Origin of the sequence: Flagellimonas crocea, from assembly GCF_033441595.1 — a bacterium.
Taxonomy (GTDB): Bacteria; Bacteroidota; Bacteroidia; order Flavobacteriales; family Flavobacteriaceae; genus Flagellimonas; species Flagellimonas crocea.
In genome coordinates, this window is sequence record NZ_JAUZVX010000002.1 from 596,634 (window position 1) to 605,570 (window position 8,937).

Sequence of the window (8,937 nt, forward strand, 5' to 3'; positions counted from 1 at the left end):
CCTCGAGCATTGTCGAGAGGTATAAATAAAACCAAACCGATGCTCCCGCATCGGTTTTTTTTGTGCCTATGAAAAGAGAATTGACAGAACAGGAATTGCACAACTTGGCCATGAACATTGTGGGCCGTGAACTGGAGGCCGACGGGTTTGAGTTTATGGCAATCAACAGCAAGCTGAAAAAGAACCCGCAGTACGTGTGCCTTAAGGAAAAGGTACTTCATTTTATTGTAGTGAGGAACGTGGAGTTTCCATTCAATCCAAGAGAATATGATGAAGAGCTGATGCGGACCGTAAAGGACCATGCTGAAAAGTTTGAGGCTCGGACCTATTTTGCAGGTGTTGGACTATCCAATGCATCCGACAGGACGGAGCCATTATATCTGGATGAGGAATATGTAGTGGATTATCAAGGTTTAATTGAAATTTAAATGATGAACAAAGGATTGTTATTGGGGCTGGTTGTAGTGTTTTTGAACTGCACGCCAAAGGAGCATGTTAAAAATCAATCATGGGGAAATGCCCTCGGGACGACCTATTCGATTACCTATATCGCCGATGAAGAATTGGACTATCAAAAGGAAATAGATTCCGTTTTTCAGGTGCTCAACCAGTCCATGTCCACCTATATCCCTACTTCCGATATCTCCAAGATCAATCAGGGGGATTCCACCCTTGTTGTGGATGATATGTTCAAAGAGGTGTTCGATATATCAAGTGAGGTACACAAGGCTTCCAACGGCTATTTTGACCCTACCATTGGCGTTTTGGCCAACGCTTGGGGATTTGGCCCGGGAGAGCAATTGGAGCTCGATAGTCTTCGTGTGGACAGTTTGTTGGGCTATGTAGGATGGGATAAGGTAAAATTGAATTCCGATAACACCATTTCAAAGACGCACCCATCCATTCGATTTGATTTTAATGCCGTGGCCAAGGGCTATGCCATTGACCGCTTGGGAGCGATGTTGGACGAGAAGGGGATAAAAAATTATTTGGTCGAAGTAGGTGGAGAAGTCCTTGCCAAGGGCACCAATTTGGATTCGGGAAAAAAATGGACGGTTGGAATCGATGATCCACAAGTGGAAACAGGACGCCAACTCAAACAAATTGTTTCTTTAAAGGATGTGGCCATGGCCTCTTCCGGAAACTATAGAAAATTTAGGGTGGACCCTGAAACAGGGGAAAGGTATGTACACACCATAAACCCTAAAACTGGCTATACCAAAAATTCCAACGTTTTGGCGACAAGTGTAGTGGCCAAGACCTGTGCCGTTGCGGACGCCTATGCCACAAGTTTTATGGCAATGGATCTGGAGGACTCCAAAAAGGTCCTTGAGAACCATAACGAACTGGAGGCCTATATCATCTATTTGGACGAACAAGGGGAAACCAAGGAATTTTTTACTCTGGGTTTTGAGGCACTGGTCAAAAAATGATTATTTCCTGACTAGAGGAATGATCTCCCCCTTCGCCAATCGATATTTTTCAACGGCTTCCTTCGGAAGGATGTTAGTGTAATCCACTTCTTCCACGGTAAATCCTATGGCGCGAAGCTTATCAAAATAATCCCTTCCATAAATTCGGACATGATCGTACTGACCAAAAATGCGGGCACGTTCCTTTCGGTCGGTAATGGTGTCATCTTCAAAGGTTTTTTCCCTTTTCAGGTCCTGCGGAATTTGAAAGATGCCCCATCCTCCGGGTTTCAGAATGCGGTAAAGCTCCTGCATGGCCTTGGTGTCATCCGGGATATGTTCCAAAACATGGTTGCACAGAATCACATCGAAGGAATTGTCCTGAAAAGGCAAGTTGCAAATATCCGCCTTTACATCCGCCAATGGCGAATTGAGGTCGGTAGTGGTGTACTCCAAATTATCCAACTTCTTAAAACGATGGTAGAAAGCCTGTTCAGGGGCGAAGTGCAGTAATTTTAAGGGTTTGTTGAAAAAGTCCGTTTCATTTTTTAAATAGAGCCACAACAGACGGTGCCTTTCCAAGGACAGGGTAGAGGGGGAGAGCACGTTCTCTCTTTGATTCTCATAACCATACGGCAAAAACCTTTTGAAGGATTTTCCATCTATCGGATCCGTAAACTTACTTCCCTTTAGGGAAAAAGCAATCAAGGGACGAACCCAATAGCTTGTTTTAATTAACAGGGGCCGTGGAACAAGATTTAGAAAGAACTTAAATATTTTTGACACGAATCACACGAATTTACACCAATTGATTTATAATAGTACTCTTTTATGGGATAAGCTATCCTTGCCAAAATTAACAATTGGCCCCAACTTCATATGGGAAGCTGCAAGGTGGTTCAAGGTTTGTCTTATATAACCACTAAAGCACCAACTTCTTATGGCGGAATTCATCTTCTTCGTCGCTGGTAATTCCTAAAGCTTCGTAAATATATTGGAATGTGGACAAGAGTTCGGGTTTTCCGTCCACAAGGGCCACATCGTGTTCAAAGTGTGCGCTTGGCTTGCCATCGGCAGTAAGAATGGTCCAGCCGTCCTTTAGCTGCTTGATGCGCTTGGTGCCCATATTGATCATAGGTTCGATAGCGACCACCATTCCGTTGACAAATTTTTTGCCGCGTCCCCGTTTGCCGTAATTGGGCATTTGGGGGTCTTCATGCAGTTCGCGGCCCAAACCGTGACCTACCAGTTCCCTGACCACGCCATAGCCATGATCTTCGGTATATTTTTGAATGGCATAGGCCACGTCTCCTACGCGATTACCGAGTGTAAATTCTCGGATACCTATATAAAGCGACTCTTTGGTGACCTTTAGGAGTTTCTTGGTCTCTTCGGCCACTTCGCCCACTTCAAAAGTATAGGCATGATCTCCATGAAACCCATTTTTAACGGCCCCGCAATCCACGGAAACAATGTCCCCGTCCTTTAACAGTTCGTTACCGGGTATTCCGTGCACTACTTGCGCGTTTGGACTCCAATTGAGGGTGTTCGGAAAATCGTACATGCCCAAAAAGCCGGGTACGGCACCTTGTTCGCGAATAAATTCCTCGGCCATTTTATCCAACTTTAATGGATGGGCACCGGGCTTTATCTCCTTGGCCAACATGCCCAACGTTTTGGATACGACCAAAGCGCTTTCGCGCATCAACTCAATTTCCTCTGCTGTTTTTACTTGAATCATAGCCGCAAAGATAAATTGATTCTAGGGATTTTAAGGAATGATTGTTTATACCAATGGTTTTTGGGTCATTAATTCGGGTTGTGGCACTCCCAATAATTTGAGAACCGTAGGAGCGATATCACCCAAAACGCCACTTTTCACCTCTTTTACATCCTTGTCCACCAAAATGAGCGGAACAGGGTTGGTGGTATGTGCGGTATTAGGGCTGCCATCCGGGTTGATCATGGTATCGCAGTTTCCGTGGTCCGCGATCACGATGGTAGAATAGCCATTTTCCAGTCCAGCGGTAATCACATCCTTCGCACACTTGTCCACCGTCTCACATGCTTTTACCGCGGCTTCCATAACTCCGGTGTGCCCGACCATATCCGGGTTGGCAAAGTTGAGACATACAAAGTCGGCTTCCCCTTTTTTTAGTTCCGGGATAATGGCATCACGGATGTCGTAAGCGCTCATTTCCGGTTGAAGGTCGTACGTGGCCACTTTGGGCGATGGGCACAAGATACGTTGTTCACCATCAAAAGGTTCCTCACGGCCTCCATTGAAGAAAAAGGTAACGTGCGGATATTTTTCGGTCTCGGCGATCCTGATTTGCTTCTTGCCATGTTTGGCCAGTGTTTCGCCCAAGGTATCTTTAATATTTTCTTTGTTGAATATGATTTTGGTTCCTTTGAAGGATTCATCATAATTCGTCATGGTCACGTAGTACAGGTCCAGTTTGTGCATGTTCTGCTCGTGGAAATCCTGTTGGCTCAAGGCTTGGGTCAGCTCCCGACCTCTATCCGTCCTAAAATTGAAAAATATAATGACATCACCATCTTTTACCTGGGCCATTGGCTCATTATTGGAGTCGGTCATCACCAAAGGTTTGATGAATTCATCGGTAACGCCCTCGTCATAGCTTTTTTGCATGGCATTTCCAATGTCCTGTGTTCCGTCTCCCTCCGCATTTACCAAAACATCATAGGCCAATTTTACGCGTTCCCATCGCTTATCCCGGTCCATGGCATAATACCTTCCGATCACGGTTGCCAATTTGGCCTTTTTGTCAGAACAATAGTTCACAAGATCTACCAAAAAACCTTTTCCGCTTTTGGGGTCCACATCGCGGCCATCGGTAAAGGCGTGGACAAAAGATTGCTCTACACCACTTTCATCGGCAGTTTTGATCAGCGCTTTTAAATGATCGATATGGCTGTGTACGCCACCATCGCTCACTAATCCCAGAAAATGTACGGGCTTGTTGTTGGCTTTGGCGTATTCAAAGGCTTCTTGAAGTACTTTTTCGTTCTTTAAGGTGTCTTCTTTTACGGCTTTGTTGATTTTGGCCAGGTCTTGGTACACAATTCTTCCCGCACCAAGGTTCATGTGCCCCACTTCACTGTTTCCCATTTGCCCTTCGGGCAGACCCACGTTCATTCCGTCCGTATGCAGGTCGGCATCGGGATATTGTTTGTATAGTGAGTCAATAAATGGAGTATTGGCTTTTTCGATTGCCGAAACTTTTGGATCGGGGGATTTTCCCCAACCATCCAAAATCATAAGAATAACCTTTTTGTTCATAGTAAAATCTTGTACTGCAAAAATAAAGTGATCTGGTTGGATGCACTAGTTTTTTGTTAAAATTCTAATTATGAAGTTGTTAATAATTTTAAGTTAAAATTGAAGAGTTGTTAAAATTTCGTTATTTAACTGTTAATCGTGTAACATCCTCTGTTTTTAGAGGTCTATTTTTATAACAAGTAATTCATTAATCAAAAACAATCATCATGAAAAAAACAATTTTCACAGTGGCGGCATTTTCCATGTTGGCCCTAAGCGGTATTTCTGCCAACGAACCCAACTTGGATGGATCTGAATCCAAAATCGAAGTAATTTCCCCCGACGATCTTAGTACATTTTGCAAAGCGGTAATGCAAGGGGATGTGGACACCGTCAAAAAATTTATTGAACTAGGGGAGGATGTCAACCAAAAATCCTTGGGCAAGGCCCCCATCCATTATGCGGCCCGGTACAACAAGGCCGAAGTGTTACAAGTGCTCATTGAAAATGGGGCCGACCTTAAAAAACGTTGCGATGGTGGAATGACCGCCATGAAATATGCCAAATTGTCCAACGCTACAGAGGCCATTGCGGTGTTGGAAGCTGCCATGAAAAAATAAAAAGGGAGTTCAATTGTCCAAAAAACAAAGGGCCCATCCGATCGGATGGGCCCTTTCTCATTTTACATATTTAGTGTCCTTGCAAAAGAGTGTGTTCTCCCGCCTTAGAATTCAAAGCCGGTAAAAGCTCTGTACAAAAATGCATATACGGCCAGTAAAAACATGACCGCGCAAAATATCGAATATCCTTTCAAAAAGAATACGACAAAGCTAGGTTTGCAATCGTCAAATGCCTCTAAATAGAGATCTTTAAAGTGTAATAGTGTTCCCATATGTTCTCTCTTTTTTACCGCATAAAAGGTCAAGAGAACTTAGGTAGGATTTGGGGTTCATTCAAAGATACGGAAATTAGAACAGAACACTTTTTTAATCGATAAACAGCCGATTCTATCGACCTGAATATTTTTCAATGGCCTCCCTTATTTTTTCAATACGGTTCTCAGGGTCGGGGTGCGTGCTCTGAAACTCCGGTACCCGGTTGGGGCCTGCGGCCGCCTTCAGGATTTTCATGACCTCGATCATTTCGTTGGGGTCGTATCCGGAATCGATCATGAACAGTACTCCCAGCTCATCGCTCTCCAGTTCGTCCCCCCTTCCATTTTTGAGCAAGGTATTTTGGCCTATTCCTGCTACCACACTCCCCATGTCGCCTCCCACGGATGCGCCAGTGGCCAAGGTTTGCCAAAAACCACTTTCGGCAATCCGCTCTGCGGAATGTCTCCCGATCACATGGCCAATCTCGTGCCCGAGAACCCCGGCAAGCTGAGCTTCGTTAAGCTTGGAAAATAGGGCGTAGGTAATAAAGATCTGTCCGCCCGGGAGCGCAAACGCATTGATGGTACGGTCGTCCGCCAAAAGATGGAATTCATATCGGTACGGGGTCTCTTGTGCCACACTGTTCCGTACCAGTTTATTGCCCACGGCATCCACCAATTCCTGTAGTTCTTGGTCCGGGTACAGTCCGCCGTGCTGCTGTGCCATTTCCGGCGCAGTTTGCAGGCCAATGGCAATTTCCTGTTCCGTGGTCATGTCGATGTTCTGGGTGCGGCCCGTATATGGGTTTTCCTGTTGGTTACTGCATCGGCGTACAAAGGCAAAGGCCACAATGGCCAAACCGATAAGGATACGAATCCTCCAACTTCCTCTTCTCATAGGTCAGTGTACTGGTCAGTTGAAGATACAAAAAAACCGTTATAGCAATACAGGGTTGATATCCAAAATATTGTCCTGCACATATGTTTTGATGAAGCCGGTGGTAAAGTGCTCACTGCCCAAGAATTGTTCCTTTTGCAACAACTTTAAAATATTGAGCCTACGGTATTCCGTGAGCATGGGAATGGAGATCGGCGCATAGCTGTAATGCCAGGGCTCGTACTTAAAGCCCCTCCTTCGGGGATTGTTGGTGTACACGATGTAGAACCCATATTTGGTGGAATTTTCGTCCAGCCAAAGTTTGAGCCCTTCGTACGGACCGCCTGCTTCAAACTTTTCGGGAACAAGCACATCGCCCGAGACTTTGGGATAGCCGTCAATAATATCGATGTCCGTGCCCCAGTGGTGCCTGCTCGTGCCGGGAATGGTGGAATATTCTATGATCTTTTCAATGGCATCCAATGGATCCATGCCGTCAGTTTCTGTGTATTGTAGATATTTTCGTTCCCAGATACTTTCTTGCCTAAAAAAATCCCGGTAGCTGGATGCGATCTGAATATCGTATCCATCGGAATAGGCCGCTTTTTTCATCTCCAAAAAGGATTCATACGCTTCCTTCCGCAGATTGATGCCCTCACCAAATAGCTCGATCTTCGCCTTGCCCATAAGTTCGGCGGTGGAATAATCGGAGCTTAAAAAATTGGGAACAATAGGGGGTATGCTGCAGGCCAGACCGGATGCGGAAGCCGTTTTAATGAAATTCCTTCTTTTCATGAAACATATTTTGCCCCCCAAGTTAAGAAGTATTTTTTACTAAACGCCCCGAAAAAAATCCATGGGGACTATAATACCTAGCGATCCAAAAACAGAAAACCGGAATATTGCAGTTCCAGGTCGAACATGTTGACGAGGTAAAAATAAACCCCTTCGGGAAGTCCTGCACCGGGGCTGGTGATCAAGGTGCCCGCATTGGCCTCACCGCGAAACTCGTTGGTGTAATTCACCTTTTCGAACACTTTTTGTCCATACCGGTTATAGATCTGCACGCTGTTGTTGGGCGACTCTTCCAGACCGTCAATGATCAAAAAATCGTTGGTGCCGTCTCCGTTCGGACTTAGAAAATAGTTGCCCAAAGTGGGATTGTTCACCGCAAATGTGTCGGTGGGCAGCGGAATGGTACCAAAGGTAATGGCCGCATATTCGTTGGGCACAAAGGTCTCGGAGGTGAGGAAACCGCGGTTGATGTCCCCGCTGGTGGCGGCGTTGCCAATGATCACCCATTGGCTGGAAGCCTTGCTCCAACCCACGGCGATAATGGATTCCGCCGTGGCATTGGGAATATCGGCCAAGGCGCTCCTTGGGTTCCACGAAATGGTGACCTGGGCGGGCACATCGCTCTGGATGACCCAAAATTCACGGTCGGTTACCGTTCCGATGTCCTGTACTTTGTCGTTGACATCAAAACTGCCCAAAATGGACGATGGACTGGATGGATCTTCAAAAAAGTAAGCGCAGACGGATAGCGGCGATGTACCCTGCGAATTGATGGTCAATGGCCTGAGCTGCTGTTGGTCGCCCACAGGGAACGAAAACACCTCGCGATCGTTCACTGCGGCAAAGCCGGTGACTTTGGAAGCATCGCTTTCCCCGGTAAAAAATCCTTGTTCCATAAAGTTAAGGTATACCGTGGGAACGTTGGTGGGCGTAAGGACGTTCCCGTCCACAAAATTGACGTTGTTCCGAACCGAAACATTGTTCTGCAGAAACAGGTTACTGTCCATAAAAATTTCGACATCCCAAAGGTTGGGGGCAGAGCTCCCGGTAACCTCAATGGCACCAAAACCATAAAACCCCACCGTGCCCGTGGTCTGGTCAAACTGGGCGTTGTTTATAAAATTGGTATGCAAGCCCAAATTGGCATTGCCGTGCATTTGCATGTTGCCCGCATGGTACAGCCCGGTTTGGGCCACAGCAAAGCTGACAGATAGGAGAAATGGTATGTGGAGGAGATTTTTCAAGGTTAAAAATCGGTTATTGTAAAGTACCAAACTGAATTTTGGTCGTTTCCGAATTCATCCAAGACTTGTACATCAAAGCTTGAGTCTGTCTGGTTTGTAACTTGAATACTATATCCTGCTGTATTATTAAGAACAGTAAGTTGTACAATATAATCCGCATCAATTCTTGCCGCAAAAGAAACAGTATAAGATCCAAGGTTTGGTGTGTTGAGAACTGTTGTTACTCCTGTTGAAACTTTTATTGGGGTTCCATCTCCATTAACCTTTCCCATAGCTACAACTGCAGGGGGTTGCCAACTTGTGGCACCTGCTACAGTTGTGAGAACCTGACCGTTTGTTAATGAAGGTTCTATTTTTGCTGGTGTTACTGCCTCCGGCTGTATGGTCAGCGCCCCGGTGTTGTCCATGGTGGCGTCGCCGCTCATTGTCACTTCCTGGGCTGTGTTCGTTGC

11 protein-coding genes are annotated in these 8,937 nt (G+C 45.8%); 3 read left to right on the forward strand and 8 right to left on the reverse strand.

All coding sequences use genetic code 11. The annotated features are described in order from the left end of the window. Positions 1–68 precede the first annotated feature (68 nt). Together SD449_RS07885 and SD449_RS07890 are read left to right on the forward strand one after the other, a co-directional pair. Positions 69–428, forward strand: coding sequence for a Na(+)-translocating NADH-quinone reductase subunit F (locus SD449_RS07885; RefSeq protein WP_318309797.1), 360 nt, complete (start codon positions 69–71; stop codon positions 426–428). Next, positions 429–1,433 (forward strand): FAD:protein FMN transferase, encoded by a 1,005-nt coding sequence (locus SD449_RS07890; protein ID WP_318309798.1) that lies wholly within the window; start codon positions 429–431, stop codon positions 1,431–1,433. It abuts the gene before it with no gap. On the opposite strand, the gene SD449_RS07895 is transcribed toward SD449_RS07890, so the two are convergent. From SD449_RS07895 to gpmI, 3 genes are all read right to left on the reverse strand, one after another. Then, positions 1,434–2,198, reverse strand: coding sequence for a class I SAM-dependent methyltransferase (locus SD449_RS07895; RefSeq protein WP_318309799.1), 765 nt, complete (start codon positions 2,196–2,198; stop codon positions 1,434–1,436). It lies immediately after the preceding gene. 136 nt (positions 2,199–2,334) lie between these two features. Next, positions 2,335–3,153 carry a type I methionyl aminopeptidase gene (map, locus tag SD449_RS07900; protein ID WP_318309800.1) on the reverse strand — a complete coding sequence of 273 codons (819 nt, stop codon included), beginning with the start codon at positions 3,151–3,153 and terminating at the stop codon, positions 2,335–2,337. A 45-nt stretch (positions 3,154–3,198) separates the two neighbouring features. Further along, positions 3,199–4,716 (reverse strand): 2,3-bisphosphoglycerate-independent phosphoglycerate mutase, encoded by a 1,518-nt coding sequence (gene gpmI, locus SD449_RS07905; RefSeq protein ID WP_318309801.1) that lies wholly within the window; start codon positions 4,714–4,716, stop codon positions 3,199–3,201. A 206-nt stretch (positions 4,717–4,922) separates the two neighbouring features. Here gpmI and SD449_RS07910 point away from each other — a divergent pair, with 206 nt between their 5' ends. After that, the gene (locus SD449_RS07910; protein ID WP_318309802.1) at positions 4,923–5,315 is read left to right on the forward strand and encodes an ankyrin repeat domain-containing protein; all 393 of its coding nucleotides are present in this window, start codon (positions 4,923–4,925) and stop codon (positions 5,313–5,315) included. Positions 5,316–5,419: 104 nt separating this feature from the next. On the opposite strand, the gene SD449_RS07915 is transcribed toward SD449_RS07910, so the two are convergent. The 5 genes from SD449_RS07915 to SD449_RS07935 form a co-directional block, all read right to left on the reverse strand. Then, positions 5,420–5,587, reverse strand: coding sequence for a DUF6747 family protein (locus SD449_RS07915; protein WP_318309803.1), 168 nt, complete (start codon positions 5,585–5,587; stop codon positions 5,420–5,422). Positions 5,588–5,702: 115 nt separating this feature from the next. After that, positions 5,703–6,467: a M48 family metalloprotease gene (locus SD449_RS07920; protein ID WP_318309804.1), complete on the reverse strand. Its 765-nt coding sequence runs from the start codon at positions 6,465–6,467 to the stop codon at positions 5,703–5,705. Positions 6,468–6,506: 39 nt separating this feature from the next. Then, entirely contained in the window at positions 6,507–7,241 is a 735-nt protein-coding gene (locus tag SD449_RS07925; protein ID WP_318309805.1) for a M15 family metallopeptidase, read from the reverse strand. Between the two features lie 77 nt (positions 7,242–7,318). Further along, positions 7,319–8,485: a gliding motility-associated C-terminal domain-containing protein gene (locus SD449_RS07930; protein WP_318309807.1), complete on the reverse strand. Its 1,167-nt coding sequence runs from the start codon at positions 8,483–8,485 to the stop codon at positions 7,319–7,321. Positions 8,486–8,487: 2 nt separating this feature from the next. Then, on the reverse strand, positions 8,488–8,937 hold a 450-nt coding region (locus SD449_RS07935; protein ID WP_318309808.1), incomplete at its 5' end, for a hypothetical protein.